General features: G+C 57.2%; 12 protein-coding genes and 1 pseudogene. 4 read left to right on the top strand and 9 right to left on the bottom strand.

Going from position 1 to position 13,185, the window contains the following annotated elements:
• Positions 1-10: 10 nt before the first annotated feature.
• The gene (locus tag A7P95_RS09720) at positions 11-1,366 is read right to left on the bottom strand and encodes a phosphatase PAP2/dual specificity phosphatase family protein (RefSeq protein ID WP_067594714.1); all 1,356 of its coding nucleotides are present in this window, start codon (positions 1,364-1,366) and stop codon (positions 11-13) included.
• A 263-nt stretch (positions 1,367-1,629) separates the two neighbouring features.
• Between A7P95_RS09720 and A7P95_RS09715 the strand changes: the two genes are divergently transcribed.
• Positions 1,630-1,998: an ACP-like domain-containing protein gene (locus A7P95_RS09715; RefSeq protein ID WP_067594641.1), complete on the top strand. Its 369-nt coding sequence runs from the start codon at positions 1,630-1,632 to the stop codon at positions 1,996-1,998.
• A gap of 48 nt (positions 1,999-2,046) precedes the next feature.
• Here A7P95_RS09715 and A7P95_RS09710 read toward each other — a convergent pair whose 3' ends face one another.
• The 3 genes and pseudogenes from A7P95_RS09710 to A7P95_RS09700 all read right to left on the bottom strand — a co-directional run bounded on the left by A7P95_RS09710 (position 2,047) and on the right by A7P95_RS09700 (position 5,136).
• Entirely contained in the window at positions 2,047-3,789 is a 1,743-nt protein-coding gene (locus tag A7P95_RS09710; protein WP_067594638.1) for a bifunctional alpha/beta hydrolase/class I SAM-dependent methyltransferase, read from the bottom strand.
• A gap of 81 nt (positions 3,790-3,870) precedes the next feature.
• Positions 3,871-4,493, bottom strand: a pseudogene (locus A7P95_RS09705) (DUF2238 domain-containing protein).
• A 43-nt stretch (positions 4,494-4,536) separates the two neighbouring features.
• The gene (locus A7P95_RS09700; protein WP_067594635.1) at positions 4,537-5,136 is read right to left on the bottom strand and encodes a CDP-alcohol phosphatidyltransferase family protein; all 600 of its coding nucleotides are present in this window, start codon (positions 5,134-5,136) and stop codon (positions 4,537-4,539) included.
• Positions 5,137-5,411: 275 nt separating this feature from the next.
• On the opposite strand from A7P95_RS09700, the gene A7P95_RS09695 reads away from it, so the two are divergent.
• The gene (locus A7P95_RS09695; RefSeq protein WP_067594632.1) at positions 5,412-5,777 is read left to right on the top strand and encodes a diacylglyceryl transferase; all 366 of its coding nucleotides are present in this window, start codon (positions 5,412-5,414) and stop codon (positions 5,775-5,777) included.
• A gap of 330 nt (positions 5,778-6,107) precedes the next feature.
• Here A7P95_RS09695 and secF read toward each other — a convergent pair whose 3' ends face one another.
• From secF to A7P95_RS09670, 5 genes are all read right to left on the bottom strand, one after another.
• Entirely contained in the window at positions 6,108-7,049 is a 942-nt protein-coding gene (secF, locus tag A7P95_RS09690) for a protein translocase subunit SecF (RefSeq protein ID WP_067594629.1), read from the bottom strand.
• A gap of 1 nt (position 7,050) precedes the next feature.
• Positions 7,051-8,880, bottom strand: a complete 1,830-nt coding sequence (gene secD, locus A7P95_RS09685) for a protein translocase subunit SecD (RefSeq protein ID WP_067594626.1) — start codon at positions 8,878-8,880, stop codon at positions 7,051-7,053.
• Positions 8,881-8,947: 67 nt separating this feature from the next.
• Entirely contained in the window at positions 8,948-9,247 is a 300-nt protein-coding gene (gene yajC, locus A7P95_RS09680) for a preprotein translocase subunit YajC (RefSeq protein WP_067594711.1), read from the bottom strand.
• 240 nt (positions 9,248-9,487) lie between these two features.
• Entirely contained in the window at positions 9,488-10,222 is a 735-nt protein-coding gene (locus A7P95_RS09675; RefSeq protein ID WP_067594623.1) for a UDP-2,3-diacylglucosamine diphosphatase, read from the bottom strand.
• A 3-nt stretch (positions 10,223-10,225) separates the two neighbouring features.
• On the bottom strand, positions 10,226-10,576 hold the full coding sequence (locus A7P95_RS09670; RefSeq protein ID WP_067594620.1) for an arsenate reductase: 351 nt from the start codon (positions 10,574-10,576) through the stop codon (positions 10,226-10,228).
• A gap of 88 nt (positions 10,577-10,664) precedes the next feature.
• Here A7P95_RS09670 and A7P95_RS09665 point away from each other — a divergent pair, with 88 nt between their 5' ends.
• Together A7P95_RS09665 and A7P95_RS09660 are read left to right on the top strand one after the other, a co-directional pair.
• Positions 10,665-11,282: a hypothetical protein gene (locus A7P95_RS09665; protein WP_156503579.1), complete on the top strand. Its 618-nt coding sequence runs from the start codon at positions 10,665-10,667 to the stop codon at positions 11,280-11,282.
• 504 nt (positions 11,283-11,786) lie between these two features.
• Positions 11,787-13,124: a sodium-dependent transporter gene (locus A7P95_RS09660; RefSeq protein ID WP_067594613.1), complete on the top strand. Its 1,338-nt coding sequence runs from the start codon at positions 11,787-11,789 to the stop codon at positions 13,122-13,124.
• The last annotated feature ends 61 nt before the right edge of the window (positions 13,125-13,185 follow it).

Genomic DNA, 13,185 nt, shown 5'->3' with positions numbered 1-13,185 from the left:
CGCAAAATTTTCAGGTAGCCCGTTTCAGACGACCTGCCGCGTTTTCCACTGCTTTTGCCGTTTCTTCGGGCAGCACCGTCTGCGGGCGCACCTGTTTCAGTTCCGCCGCCGCCTGCGCCAAATCGCGGCAGCCGCCGTAAACCAGCAGCCAAGTGAGTATCACCGCCGCGCTGCGTCCGTAGCCCAGCGCGCAACAGACCAAAACCTTGCCGTGTTGCCGGCGCAATGTTTCCAGCAACGAAGCCGCCTTCATCAAATCGTTTTCAGACGGCGCAACCATGTCCAATAGCGGCAAAGCGCGGTATGCGCCGCGATAACGGGGGCGGGGATATTCGGCGCATACGTCCAATACGGCGGGAAGGTCGTCTGAAATCCCTAACACACTGCCGATTGCCACATCATCGCGCACCCGAGCCGTTTTCGCCTTGCCGCGCAGCCAATAAGCCATGTTCAGCCGCACGCCCGCCAGATAAGGCAGCAGCAAAACCGTTGCCGCCGCCGACAACCTGCCGTCCGCCTGTTTTTGGAACACCGCCGCGTTGCCCGTCAAATAGGCAAACGCCACCAACGACAGCGAAACGCCGACCCACAAAACCCACAACCACGCGCCGCCAAGCAGGACGGGCAAGACCGTCAACATCGCGCCCGCCAGATACAGCATGGCGGTTTTGCGTTCGTGGGAACGCGTTTTCGGAGTTTTAAGCCCGCAAACACCTGCATTTCCTGCTTTCAGACGACCTTGTGTTGCAAAAGGTCGTCTGAAACCTAAAGGCGATACGCCGTGTTGCGGGATTGCCCACAACACCAGCCAACCCAGCAGCGCGCCGGTCGGCACGTCGATAAAATGGTGTTGGTACGTCGTCAATACCGACAAGGCAATCAGGCTCTGCCACAGTAAAAGCGGCACGCGGATTTTGGGAAACCGCGTCCAATAAAACGCACCGACAATGACCGCCAGCGCGATATGCAGCGACGGAGCCTGGTTATACGGCAAATCGAATGCCGCCAGCGAATCAAAAAGCCAACCCCACAACCCGTCGGTAGGCGGCTTCGGCCAGCCGAAATGCAGCGGAAACAGCATGAAGCAAATGGTAGCGACGATTTGCGCCGTCACCAGCCGTGCGACGTAGCGGTTTTGTTCGCCCGCATCTCGGCAAAGGAAAAATGCCGCTGCATACATCAAATTCAACGACCAATACGGCACAATCGTCCACGCCCAAAACGGAATGTTGCGCTCCCACGCAAAAGCGATTTCCGGCACATAGGCCAGCGATGCCGCGTAGCGGTTGGACAGGCCGTAGCTGGTGTAGAACAGTGCGCCGACCAAGGCAAGCTTGAGTAGAGAGGTTTTCAGGGTGGGTTTCATGGAGTGGATTGTAAACGTTCGGTGCAAATCAGATGAAATCTGCTTTTAATACAAGGCATGCTGATGTGGTGGCAGAAAGTAAGTTAAATTTCCATATCGGAAGCATAATATTATTTTACTGTTATGTTAGTTGCATATTCTTGCCGGAGGAATACAATAGCGCCCGCTGTTGGGCAGATTATTCATTTGCTTTAGAAGCAGCGCAGGCAGCTTTGAGGCTACCTGAAAAATTTCTTGATGCTCAATTAGGAGTCATAACTATTATGAAACTATTATCTGTTGTTACTGCGGCTGCACTGGCTGCCGTTTCCCTGAGTGCTGCGGCTGCGCCCGGCGGCATGGTTTCCTACACCTGCGACAACGGCAAACAGTTGAACGTGTTGTATGAGTTCAACCGCCAAGGCAAGCCGGTAAGCGCTGCGGTTAATGCCGCCGGTACGCAGGTAAACCTGGCTTATAACAGAAGACAGTCCGACAGCACCGGTACCACCTTTACCAACCGTCGCGGCTACTCTCTGTCTGCCGGCTACATCGACAGAAACACCCACACCACCTCCGATGTGGTGGGCTTGACCGCTCCTGGCGGCCGTTTCGTGGTGAAAAACTGCTCACCTGTGAACGCCAGCAACTAAGATTTTTCAATAAAAGGTCGTCTGATTTTCAGGCGGCCTTTTCTTATTTTATTTTTTCACCGCCAGACTTACGGTGAAAATACCGTATTCGTCTATCCATTGGCGGATTTTTTCAAAACCGGCTGTTTCAACCAGCTGATCCATTTCCCACTGGCTGCGGCGGCGCATTACCCAATTCGGGCTGCCTGCTTTGTGGCTGGTCAGCGCGCGGGCAATCATTTCGAGCTGCGGATGCCATGGCTGTCCGGTGTAAATCAGGTAGCCGCCTGTTTCAATCGCATCGCCGAAGCCGTAGAGCGAGTTCAAAATCAAATCGTTGTCGGCAAACAATTCATGCAGGCCGGAAACGATACCCAGTGTGGGGCGGGGCTGCAAATCCTGATAATTAGCGCGGTCGTAGGCATTAACTTCGTTAAAAGTAACCGTGTCTTGCAGGCCGCGTTCGGCAATCAGCTTGCGTCCGGCTTCGACGTTAATCGGGCTGTAATCGCGCAGGCGCACGGAATCGGGCAGCGTGTCGGCAGTCAACGCGTCGAGCACATAGCGGCCGTGCCCCGAGGCAATATCGAGAACGTGTACCGGTTTGCCCGCTTCGCGCAGCTTGGCAAATGCCGTCTGAATCGCTTTGCCGATATTGATTTTGCGTTGGCGGATGCCGCGCCAGCCGATGACGTTGAGATAGTGTTTGTCCACTGCCACACCAAAGGCATTGCTGCCCTGCGGCTGGTTGCGATAGACGTAATCCAGCGTGTTGCCCGAATCGAATCCCGTTTCCTTGCCGATTTTCAAGCCTTCACTCCAGCGTGTGCCGAGGTCGAGGGAGGCGCGGTAAGCTGCCCAGAATGCACCACGCGGCGACCAGACGGGCAGGGGCGTTGCCAGTTCGTCGGCTTCGCGGCGGCTTTCGCCGTGTAAGTGGGCTTGGGTCAAATCGACTTGATATAAAGGCTGATTGAAACGTTCACGGATAAAGCGGCGCATTTCGACAAAGGCAATTTCGCGGTTTTGCTCGCCCAATGTGTCGTGATAGAAGCCGGGCAGGATATGGCGTTCTTTGATGCGGCTGCCCAAGCGGTTGTAGAAATCGTGTTGCGGTTTGTGGTGGACAACCCAGTCGCTGCCGGAAATCAAAAGCTGCACGGGCGTAGTAATCGCCTGCGCGTCGGCGACGACGCGTTCGGCGGCTTCGTACAAACCGAGCAGGATGCGAACGGAAATGGCGCGGGCGATCAGCGGGTCGTTGTCGTAGTTGGTTTGGCGTTCTTTGTTGTGGGTCAGGTAATGGGCTTTGACGTAGCTGTTGACAAAGAAATTGCCGCGCCATTTCTGCATGATTTTCAAGCCGGTGCGGGCGAAGGGGACGTAGAGTTTGACTTTGAACGCGGGCGATGCCAATACGGTGCAGCGGATTTTCGGCGCGTAGTCGTGCAGCCAGGCGGAAACCAATACCGCGCCGACGCTTTGCGCGATGACGCAGATGTTTTCAGGTTTGATACCGTATTCGCTTTGGATGTGGCGGATGAAGTCGTCCACGTCGGCAACGGAAGTGCTGATACTGGGGCTGTCGCCGCGCTCGCCCGGGCTGTGTCCATGACCGCGCGCGTCCCATGCGAAATAGGCAAAATCGTCGAAACCGAGTTCGTCGGCAACAAACATCATCCGTCCCGAATGTTCATGTCCGCGATGGAACAGGATAATGGCTTTATCCGCCGAACCGTCGGCAGCGGGTCGGTAACGGTAGAAAAGTTCGGTACCGTCTTGGGTGGCGAAGTGTTTTTGCATTTCCTGCATGGGTCGTACTCCTTGGTGAAATACATTTTAAAGAGGCTACCTGAAAATCGGTTTGATGCGTTTTCAGGTAGCCTTTAACAGTTAAGATTGGCTGCCCAAACGCTTGTCGGGGCGGGTGAATAGGAAAATACACAGCAAAGTCAGTGCGCCCAGTGTGTCGGCGAGCATATCTTTTTGCGCGTCCCAAATGTCGCCTTGCGAGCCGAGCACTTCCAAGCCTGCTTCGCCGCCGTCGATGACGGCATATTGCCACTCGATGATTTCGTATGCCGCCGCCACGCTCATGATGAAGGACAGGGAGAAAAACAGGGCGAGGGTAGGGCGGCAGAGTTTGCGGCGCAACAGCCATTCTGCCATCGGATAGGCGTAGAAACCGATGATGTAGTGTCCGACGCGGTCGAAGTGGTTGCGGTTTTCGCCCAAGAACGGGGCAAGCAGGCGGTTTGCCCAATCGAAGGGGCGTCGGCGAAGGTGTAGTGTGCGCCGACGGTGTGCATAATCAGCCAGAAACTCATGAATATGTACGCCAGATTGCTGAAACGGAAGCGGCGGTAAGTGGCAATCAGTGCGATGAATACGGCGGAAACGGGGAGGATTTCGGCGTACCAGACGACGCGGTCGGACGGGTTGATGCCCGACCAGACGATGAGTGCGGCGATGAAAATGGTGAGCAACAGGGGGATGGTGTGCAGGTTTTTTTGCATAAGGTTTTCTTTTATTGAGGGAAGAGAAGACGGGGAACGGGTTTCAGACGACCTTTAAGCCGTTGGCGATGCGCTTGTAGCAGGTGTAAGCCAGTGCTGCGCAAGCCAGCCACATGACGGCGTAGAAAACCGCATGGAAGCTGCCCGCCGCTGCGTACCAAACCGCCAGTGCGCCGATAAAGAACGCGCGGTCGCTTTTGCCGAAGGGTCCGTCATAACGCCTGCCGTTGCCGTGTACCTGCCCCAATGCGCCGCAAAATTCGGTCATTGCAGCAAGCCAGACAAACAGGGCGATTTGTGCGCCGCCAAACGGGGCGATGAAGGCGAAAGGCAGATAGAGCGCGGCATCGGCGGCGACGTCGGTGATTTCGTTCAGGTAGCCGCCCAGTGCCGACTGCTGGCCGAACTCGCGCGCCAGCATTCCGTCCACCGCGTTCAATGCCATGCGGACAAACAGCCACACGGGCAGCAGCCAGAACAGCGTCGGGATATGTGCAAACACGGACAGCAGCAGCCCGAGCGCGACGGATATGGCGCAGGCAAAAAGCGTTACCTGATTGGCGGTAATGCCTCTTTGGTAAAGACGCCGCACCAGTGGGCGCAGCAGGTTTTGGAATTTGGGTTTGAGGGCGTAGATGCTCATGGCCAGGAGCCGGGGCGGGATGATGGCGGCATTATAGTGAAAAAATGAATAATTGGATGCGCTTAGGCGGCGAAACCAGAAGAGGGCAGGGCGTTTTTGATGCGCGGGATAAACAAACCGGGCGTTGGCCGGATTTAGGAATTGTCAATAAATTGTAGGAAAGGGTAAAATAGGTAGGATAAATTTAACGCAAAAGTCGGCCGGTTTGCCGGAAACCGATATTCGTAACAAACAGATTTTTAGATTTTGAACAGCACCGCTGGAAAGGGAAAATTATGTTGATGGCCTTTGTTTTGGGGTTTTGGTGTATTTGGATGGGCGAGCGCGAGCCGAGCGTGGCGCTGGAAGGCCTGTTCTTCACCATCATGGCGATTGTTGCCAACAGTTTTATGCATTGGACGATGCCGGAGCCGGATACCGTGTGGGCCTTGCAATGGGGCTTGGTGTGGGCTTGGGCTGTGCTGATGATGTTTTTGGTGGATAAGTTTGGCGAGAACGGCTTGATCAGGCTGGTGATTGCCTTGGCGGCTGGCGGCGGTTATTTCTGGCTGGAACGGAACGGTTGCGGCTTGGCTGCGGGCTGGCTGGGCACAGAAGCGGAATGCGTGAAAAGCGTGGCCAATGCTGCTCAGTTCCGCTAGAGCCGGCGCTTGAGGATTGAAGCCGGGCATGGCATCGCCAAACTGATTAGATTGTAAAAGGCTACCTGAAAATTTTAGCTCCACGAGTGGCGGCGGGGTTAAAGTTTTCAGGTAGCCTTTTTGTGCGGTATGGCATGGCTGCTGTGTGCGGTTTGCTGCGGTTTGCCGAAAAATGGCTTGGCTTGCAAGCGGCGGGAGGCTACCTGAAAAATGGTTTCGGGCATAGTTAAGCCTTTTGTTTTGCCGGGGAAGGCGGATGATGCCGTGCAAAAAACAACACAGAGGTTTTCAGGTAACCTCTGTGTTGTTTTGTTTGCATGGCTGCCGGGTTTACACCACGGCTTCTTCTTTCTGTTTCTGCGGCTTGTGGATATTCTCGCGGGTGAGGCCGAAGAACAGCAGCAGGGGGCTGGCCACCAGCACGGAAGAATAAATGCCGAATACGATGCCGATGGTGAGCGCGATGGAGAAGCCGTGCAGTGCGGCGCCACCAAAAATCAGCATGGAAATCACCATGGCTTCGGTGGAGCCGTGGGTGATGATGGTGCGGCTCATGGTGGCGGTGATGGCGTTGTCGATCACTTGCGGGATGGTTTTGCCGCGCATGGCGGGCTTGTGGATGTTTTCGCGGATGCGGTCGAACACCACCACGGATTCGTTCACCGAATAGCCGAGCACGGCCAGGATGCCGGCCAGCACGGTGAGCGAAAACTCCCATTGGAACAAGGCGAAACAGCCGAGAATCACCACCACGTCGTGCATATTGGCGATGATGGCGGATACGGCAAAGCGCCATTCGAAACGCATGGAGAGGTAGATGATGATGCCGATTACTACCATAAGCAAAGCGAATATGCCGTGCTGTTTCAGCTCCTCCCCAACTTGAGGTCCGATAGATTCTACTTTTCGTAGGGTGACATCTGAACGATCTTGCTTCAGCAAATTCATTACACGATTTGATACTTCAGCAGTAGAAACGTTATCTTTATTAGGCAGGCGGATCAGCATCTGTTTGTTAGTACCAAGAGTCTGCACTTGAGCCTCGCCCATGTTGAGCGTGCTTAAGCGGTCGCGCACCTGGTTCGGATCGGCGCCTTGTTGGCTGTATTGCACTTCAATGATCGTGCCGCCGGTGAACTCAACCGAATAGTTCAGCCCTTTGGCAAACAGGAAAACCACGGCGGCGATGAAGGTGAGCAGCGAAATCAGGGTGGTGATTTTGCCGTAGCTCATAAACGGGATGTCGTGTTTCAAACGGTGGAAAAAATCCATCTCAGTGCTCCTTGACCGGCAGGGTGATGCCGATGGACAGGTTGCTCAGCTTGCGGCGGCGGCCATACCACAGATTCACAAAGGTACGGGATACCACCACCGAAGAATACATGGAAGTGAGGATGCCGATGCAGTGCACCACGGCAAAGCCGCGCACCGCGCCGGAGCCGAAAATCAGCAGGGCGATGCCGGCAATCAGCGAAGTGATGTTGGAATCCACGATGGTGTCCCAAGCGTGGTGGTAGCCCTCGCTGATGGCCTGCTGCGGCGACATGCCGTCGCGCAGCTCTTCGCGGATACGCTCGTTAATCAGCACGTTGGAGTCGATGGCCATGCCGAGCGTGAGCGCGATGGCCGCGATGCCGGGCAGGGTGAGCGTGGCTTGCAGCAGCGATAAAATCGCAATCAGGAACAGCAGGTTGGCGGTGAGCGCCAGCACGGAGAAAATGCCAAACAGGCGGTAGTACACCACCATGAAGCCGGCCACCACGAGGAAGCCCCACAGCGTGGAATGGAAGCCTTTGCTGATGTTTTCCTTACCCATAGACGGGCCGATGGTGCGCTCTTCGATGATTTCCATCGGCGCGGCCAGCGAACCGGCGCGCAGCAGCAGCGCGGTATCGTTGGCTTCGGCGGTGCTCATGCTACCTGAAATCTGCACGTTGCCGCCGGGAATTGGCTCGTTGATCACCGGCGCGGTTACCACTTCGGCCTTGCCCTGGTCGATGAGGATCATGGCGGTGCGGCGGCCCACATTATTGCGGGTGAGGTCGGCGAAAATGGAGGTGCCGGCACTGTCGAGTTTCAGGTTTACCGAAGGCTTGCCGTCTTGCGTGAAGCCCGGCTGGGCATCGTTGATGTTATCGCCGGTGAATTCCACCTGCTTGCTCACCAACACCTGCGCGCCATCGGAAGTGGGCAGGATTTCATAGCCGGCGGGCACGTTGCCGGCGGCGGCCTGCTGCTCCAGCACGGGGTCGTCGGCCACCATGCGCACTTCCAGCGTGGCGGTGCGGCCGATGATGTCTTTGGCTTTGGCGGTGTCCTGTACGCCGGGCAGCTGCACCGCGATGCGATCAGGACCAGCTTTTTGGATCACTGGTTCAGCCACACCCAATTCATTCACGCGGTTGTGCAGGGTGGTGATGTTTTGCTTCACAGCATCGCCTCGGATTTGCTCCCGCGTGCTTTCCGGCAGGCTCACCACCAGGTTGTTGCCATCGGCTCGCAGTTCGGCGTCGTTGGCGAGTTCCTTCAGCTTGGGCAGCGCGGCCTGGAGGCTGGCGGCGTCTTGGAAGGGGATCACCAGCGTATCGCCGTTGCGGCGGATGGTGCCGGTGCGGATTTTGTCTTTACGCAGCTGGCGTCGGAAATCGCCGGCGATGCGGTCGAAGGTTTTGTCGATGGCCGCGTGCATGTCCACGCGCATGGTGAAATGCACGCCGCCGCGCAGGTCGAGGCCGAGGAACATCGGATTGGCGCCGAGCTTGGTCATCCAATCCGGGGTGTTGGCGATGAGGTTGAGGGCGATGATGTAGTTGTCGCCCAGTTTGTGTTCGATGGCGTCGCGGGCTTTGCTCTGCACTTCTTCGTTGGGCAGGCGCACGCGTAGGCTGCCGTCGGCGATAAACATGCCGTTGTGCGGGATGCCGGCCTCTTTCAGCGCCTGTTCCACGGCCTGCTCGGTGGTTTGGTCGATGGCAACGGATTGGCGGTTAGTGGACACCTGCACCGCGGGGGTTTCGCCGTAGAGGTTGGGCAGGGCATACACGGCCGATACGATGACGGTGAGCGCCACCAGCAGGTATTTCCAAAGCGGATAACGGTTCATAACGGGCTTTCAGAAACGGAAAATGCGCAGCGTGGCCGGAAGGCTGCTGCGCCGTGCGGGATTCGGTTTAGACGTCCAGCTTTTTGAGGATGGCGTCGCGGTGGAATTCGATGACGGTGTCGGGAGAAACTTCCAGGCCGATGATGTCTTCACCGATTTTGAATACTTTGCCGAGCATGCCGGAGTTGGTCATGACTTTGTCGCCTTTTTTCAGTTCGGTGAGCATTTGGCGGCGGCGTTTTTCTTCTCTCTGCTTGGGGCGGATGATCATGAGGTAGAGCATGCCCATCAGCAGGAGCAGCGGCAGAACGTTCTTGACGAAGTCGGCGGGGGTGGCCACGCCGTCGGCAATGATGAAGTGGAACATGGGGTAAAACTCCAAAAAGAAACAAAGGAAACGAAAGGCCGCCATTGTAAACGCCCTGTGGGGTTTTTCCAACCCGTCGGGCGGATTTTTCGCAGAGCCGGGCGGCGTTGATTTTTTCAGGTAGCCTTATTAGGAGGGGAAAGAGGCTACCTGAAATTTGCTAGGGCTCGGCATGCGGTTTGCGGAATGGCATACCTGCATGAGGCTACCTGAAAATTTCGGTTTTCAGGAAGCCTCAATTTAATCCAGCGCAAAATGCTGTGTGCTCACGCCTTCGGGGGAAACGACGAGGCAGCCGCCTTCTTTGCCATACCAGTCTTGCAGCACGAAGCGGGTGAAGCTTTGGCCGTTGGGCAGGGTGTGGCGGTGGGCGGCGGGGCGGTGGGTGTGGCCGTGGATGAGGTCGGCGCCGGGGTGCTGCGCCATGAGGGCGAGCACGGCTTCTTCGGTTACGTCGGAGACGGCGCTTTTGCCGTTTTCGGCTTTGCCTTGTTCGCTCATTTGGCGGATTTGCCGGGCGAGCACTCGGCGTTCGGCCAGGGGCTTGGCGAGTACGGCAGCCTGCCATTGGGGATGGCGCGATTGGGCGCGGAACTGCATATAGGGCAGGTCGGCGGTGCAGAGTTCGTCGCCGTGGGTGAGCAGGTAGGGGCGGCCGTAGAGGGTGAGCGCGTGCTGCTCAGGGAGGAGGGTCATGCCGCTGCATTGGGCGAAGTCTGGGCCGAGCAGGAAGTCGCGGTTGCCGTGGGCGAAGTAGAGGGGGGTGTGTTGGGAAAAGCTGTGTAGCTCGGCGGCGATGCGGTCGGTGAAGGGGTTGCGGTCGTCGTCGCCGATCCAGGCGTCGAAGAGGTCGCCGAGGATGTAGAGCGCGTCGGCGCTGCCCTGCCATTGGTGCAGCTGGCGCAGGAAGAGCTCGGTGAGGGCGGGGGCTTCTTCGGAGAGGTGGAGGTCGGCGATAAAGATGGTGTGCGGCATGGTTTAGGCGAAGATTTCGGAATAGAGTTCGGGGGAAAAGCCAACGTGGATGCGGCCTTGGTGTTCGAGCACGGGGCGTTTGATCACGGAGGGTTGGGCCTGCATCAGGGCGATGGCGCCTTCGCGGCTGCCGGCGGCGGCTTGCTCGGCGGGGCTGAGTTTGCGCCAGGTGGTGCCGCGGCGGTTGATGAGGGTGTCTTCGCCCACGGCATCGAGCCAGCGGGCGAGCTGCCCGGCTTCGGGGGCGGCGGTTTTGAAGTTGGCAAAGGTGTAGGGCTCTTGCCGCTCGTCGAGCCAGGCGCGGGCTTTTTTGACGGTGGTGCAGTTGGGAATGCCGTATAGGGTAGTGCTCATTGTGTATAATCCGTGATATGGAGAAGCGGCCGTATTGTACGGGTTGCGTATTTTTTTGTCATGATGGCAAACTGAAGGATTGGAGCGAATGATGGATAAACGGATGCTAACGGCCTTGGCGGCCATCGGGCTTTTGGCCGGCTGCGGCGGGCAGGAAGCGGGCAAGGGCGCGTTTCAGGATGCGGTGGAGCGCTATGTGGGGCAGCACGAAATCTGCCTGCCGGTGGCGCTGGACACCGACGGCGGCGCGCCCGTGTGGCTCGGCGCGGAGCGGATTGTGCTGCCGCTGCGCGATGCCGCAGGCGAGAAAACCAATGCGGCGGCACTCAAGCAGCTGCGCACGCTGGCCGATGCCGGGCTGTATGACAAGCTGGACACGGAAAACGACGACGCGCCGGTGTTCGTGCTCACCGCCGAAGGGCGGCAGCATGTGCGCGTGAGCCCGGTTGCCCCGCTCTTGTGTATCGGCCACGAACGCGTGGAGAAGGTGCGCTACTACACCGAGCCGGCCACCACCGCCGACGGGCTCACCGTGTCGCGCGTGGTGTATGAGGCCAGGCTGGGGCCGTCCGGCTGGGGCAAACGCCTGCTGCGCCACGGCCGCGACGAATGGCGGCAGCGCCTGCCGCTGGAGCGGGTGGAACAGGCCACGCTGGTGAAAACCAACGACGGCTGGCGCGATTTGCGCGAACTGCCGCCGCAGTAAACCAAGTTGGCACAAAAGGCTACCTGAAAACTGGAAAATCGGTTTTCAGGTAGCCTTTTATCCGTATCGGATGGCTGGCAATATTTTTATAGTGAATTAACAAAAACCAGGACTACGTTGTCTCGCCTTGCCGTACTATCTGTACTGTCTGCGGCTTCGTCGCCTTGTCCTGATTTAAATTTCATCCACTATAACTCCGCAGAAGCTCCGCCTTGGCTGCGCCAAGACATTATTTTCAGGTAGCCTTCTGGCGGAGCAGCAGGCAATAAGCCGCTGGATTAGCGGTTAATCCGGTATTTATATGCAATTAAATTTCTATTTATAAAAATATAAGGTATTAAATTCCAATATTAGGCTAAAATGCCGTCTGCTGCGCCAAGCCGTCGGTGTTTCGGGCAGGAAAACTGCGTAATCGTGGGCCCGGCGGCGCGGGGCGGCTTGCCGTGCGCTAAATTTTGTTAAAATCGTGCCTTTGTTTAATTTGCTTGATTGGCGGTAAACGCTATGAAAACTCCTGCTTCTTGGTCGTCTAAAATCGGCTTCATCCTGTCTGCGGCGGGCTCCGCCATCGGTTTGGGCGCGATTTGGAAATTCCCCTACACCGCCGGCACCAACGGCGGTGCGGTGTTTGTGTTGATGTTTTTGATTTTTACCTTGCTGGTGGCGCTGCCGGTGCAGCTGGCCGAGTTTTATATCGGGCGGCGCAGCGGCAAGAATGCGGTGGATGCGTTTAAAACGCTGGCGCCCAACAGCCTGTGGCCGTGGATTGGGCGCATGGGCGTGTTTGCCTGCTTTATCTTGCTGTCGTTTTACAGCGTGGTGGGCGGCTGGGTGTTGAATTATGCGGTGCACGCCTTCGACGGCACCATCCACGCCGGCTCGGATTTCTCGGCGCTGTTTGGCCAAACCATTGCCAGCCCCGCAGGCTCGATTGCCTATCAGGGCTTGTTTATGCTGATGACGGTGTGGGTGGTGAAAAGCGGCATTGCTTCGGGCATTGAGCGGGCCAACAAATATATGATGCCGGCGCTGTTTGTGCTGCTGCTGCTGTTGGCGGTGCGCTCGCTCACGCTGCCGGGCTCGCTGGCGGGCGTTTCCTTCCTGCTGAAGCCGGATTGGTCGCATTTCACGTCGCAAACCATGCTCACGGCGCTGGGGCAGGCCTTTTTCGCGCTCAGCTTGGGTGTGTCTACCATGATTACTTATGCCGCTTATTTGGATAAGAAACAGGATTTGTTCCGCTCGGGCAATAGCATTATGTGGATGAATCTGCTGGTGTCTTTGCTGGCGGGCTTGGTGATTTTCCCTGCGGTGTTTGCTTTCGGCTTCGAGCCGGGGCAGGGGCCGGGGCTGATTTTTGTGGTGCTGCCGGCGGTGTTTATGAAGCTGCCGCTGGGCAATCTGCTGTTTGCGGTGTTTATGCTTTTGGTGGTGTTTGCCACGCTCACTTCGGCTTTCTCCATGCTGGAAACGGTGATTGCGGCCGTGATCCGCGAAGACGAGGGCAAACGCAGCAAAACCACTTGGATCATCGGCACGGCCATCTTTATCGTGGGCATTCCTTCCGCGCTCTCTTTCGGCGTGCTCTCGGATTGGACGCTGTTTGGCAAAACGCTGTTTGACCTGTGGGACTACATGATTACTGCGCTGATTATGCCCATCAGCTCGCTGCTGGTGGCGATATTCGTGGGCTGGATTCGGCAGAAGAGCGATGTGTTCGAGCACATGCGCGAGGGCAGCAGCGTGCCGCAGGCGGTGATTGCGCTGTGGCTCACCGCGCTGCGCTTTTTGGCGCCGGTGGCGATTTTGCTGGTGTTTGCCAACACCTTGGGCTGGTTGTAAGACGGCATGAATGTTTTCAGGTAGCCCCAAGCAGATGAGGGGCTACCTGAAAAAAAGAGGG

Origin of the sequence: Eikenella longinqua (genome assembly GCF_001648355.1) — a bacterium.
Lineage (GTDB): Bacteria > Pseudomonadota > Gammaproteobacteria > Burkholderiales > Neisseriaceae > Eikenella > Eikenella longinqua.
The sequence above is the reverse complement of the archived record's forward strand: the minus strand, read 5'-3'. Positions and strand labels throughout refer to the sequence as shown.

What these genes read in the sequence shown, in the direction of transcription:
- A7P95_RS09715 (WP_067594641.1), top strand. Translation starts at nt 1,630, where the DNA reads ATGAAACTATTATCTGTTGTTACTGCGGCTGCACTGGCTGCCGTTTCC.
- A7P95_RS09710 (WP_067594638.1), bottom strand. Translation starts at nt 3,789, where the DNA reads ATGCAGGAAATGCAAAAACACTTCGCCACCCAAGACGGTACCGAACTT.
- A7P95_RS09700 (WP_067594635.1), bottom strand. Translation starts at nt 5,136, where the DNA reads ATGAGCATCTACGCCCTCAAACCCAAATTCCAAAACCTGCTGCGCCCA.
- A7P95_RS09665 (WP_156503579.1), top strand. Translation starts at nt 10,665, where the DNA reads ATGATGGATAAACGGATGCTAACGGCCTTGGCGGCCATCGGGCTTTTG.
- A7P95_RS09670 (WP_067594620.1), bottom strand. Translation starts at nt 10,576, where the DNA reads ATGAGCACTACCCTATACGGCATTCCCAACTGCACCACCGTCAAAAAA.
- secF (WP_067594629.1), bottom strand. Translation starts at nt 7,049, where the DNA reads ATGGATTTTTTCCACCGTTTGAAACACGACATCCCGTTTATGAGCTAC.
- secD (WP_067594626.1), bottom strand. Translation starts at nt 8,880, where the DNA reads ATGAACCGTTATCCGCTTTGGAAATACCTGCTGGTGGCGCTCACCGTC.
- A7P95_RS09695 (WP_067594632.1), top strand. Translation starts at nt 5,412, where the DNA reads ATGTTGATGGCCTTTGTTTTGGGGTTTTGGTGTATTTGGATGGGCGAG.
- yajC (WP_067594711.1), bottom strand. Translation starts at nt 9,247, where the DNA reads ATGTTCCACTTCATCATTGCCGACGGCGTGGCCACCCCCGCCGACTTC.
- A7P95_RS09675 (WP_067594623.1), bottom strand. Translation starts at nt 10,222, where the DNA reads ATGCCGCACACCATCTTTATCGCCGACCTCCACCTCTCCGAAGAAGCC.
- A7P95_RS09720 (WP_067594714.1), bottom strand. Translation starts at nt 1,366, where the DNA reads ATGAAACCCACCCTGAAAACCTCTCTACTCAAGCTTGCCTTGGTCGGC.
- A7P95_RS09660 (WP_067594613.1), top strand. Translation starts at nt 11,787, where the DNA reads ATGAAAACTCCTGCTTCTTGGTCGTCTAAAATCGGCTTCATCCTGTCT.